Origin of the sequence: Vibrio sp. 10N.222.52.B7, from assembly GCF_041474275.1 — a bacterium.
Classification (GTDB): domain Bacteria; phylum Pseudomonadota; class Gammaproteobacteria; order Enterobacterales; family Vibrionaceae; genus Vibrio; species Vibrio crassostreae_C.
In genome coordinates this window covers 1-295 of record NZ_JBFRTU010000160.1, presented here as the reverse complement: position 1 = coordinate 295, position 295 = coordinate 1, and the positions used below count along the sequence as shown (strand labels likewise).

Below are 295 nucleotides of genomic sequence, written 5' to 3'. Positions count from 1 at the left end.
TGGATGAAGATCCTAAAGTCTTGCTCGGTTTTACAATGTGGTGGCCACACAAGCCATTGGCTTAGATACTCATTCTGACTTTGTGAGATTTCCGCATAGTGAGAAGCGAAACTCTCTTCAACCAATGCGATGGATAGTTCGTTATCGATAATCGTTTTAAACATGTCTTTCCTTTTCTTTTGGCTGATGATTTAGTGATTTTTGGTCGGCAGACTATAATGTCGCATGATTTTCAATATGCAACCACTTGTAGCACGGATTTTTCGTGATACGTTAGTTCTATCACGAAACTCAT

The 295-nt window shown here is 39.3% G+C and carries 1 pseudogene; it reads right to left on the bottom strand.

The window, feature by feature from the left end:
• Positions 1-164: pseudogene (locus AB4512_RS21995) on the bottom strand (RimJ/RimL family protein N-acetyltransferase); the annotation flags it as partial.
• Between the last annotated feature and the right edge of the window lie 131 nt (positions 165-295).